This is a genomic window from Autumnicola musiva (assembly GCF_031846585.1).
Classification (GTDB): domain Bacteria; phylum Bacteroidota; class Bacteroidia; order Flavobacteriales; family Flavobacteriaceae; genus Autumnicola; species Autumnicola musiva.
The window spans coordinates 1-633 of sequence record NZ_JAVRHK010000077.1 but is presented as its reverse complement, the minus strand read 5'-3'; the positions used below and the strand labels follow the sequence as shown (position 1 = coordinate 633).

The 633-nt window shown below is 41.7% G+C and carries 1 protein-coding gene; it reads left to right on the top strand.

Annotated features, from left to right (window positions below; genetic code table 11):
- Positions 1-603 (top strand): transposase (locus RM539_RS19920; protein WP_311505170.1); only part of this gene is annotated, 603 nt, incomplete at its 5' end.
- Positions 604-633: the final 30 nt, after the last annotated feature.

Here is a 633-nt window from a genome sequence, read left to right as displayed (position 1 = left end):
GAGTGTCTTCAATTACTACGATTGATCGATATCTACATCAAACAAAGCACGGGGTTGAAGAACAAACTGCATGGGGAGAAAGTGCTTGGCAAGCCTTCTAAAACGGTCTATCATTCCCTTAACCGAGCTTTAAAGAGTGTTCAGGCAGAGATCAAGGTACTAGAGACCCGACTCAATGAACTAGTAAAAGAGGAGCAACAGCAGCAGCTCACTTTACTAAAAAGTATTCCGGGAATGGGAAACAAAACAGCCATAATGTTGCTAGTTCTGACGGATGGTTTTTCCAACTTTGAAAATGCCAGGCAGCTGTGTTGCTACACGGGAATCACACCAACCATACGGGAATCTGGGAAAAGTGTGAGAGGTAAAAGTAGGATCAGCAAGGTAGGTAATTCCAAACTCCGGAACCTGCTATTCATGTGCAGTTTCACAGCCTGTAAACACAACAAAGCCTGCAAAGAGATCTACGAACGAATAATAGCCAAGGGAAAGAGCAAGAAACTGGCATTGATTGCAGTCTGTAATAAACTTCTTAAACAAGCTTTTGCGATCACGAAATCAGGCCTGCCTTATGATGAAAATTTTGTATCAAAAATAGGATAGTTTACTTGGAACTTAGCTCAGTTCTTTGTT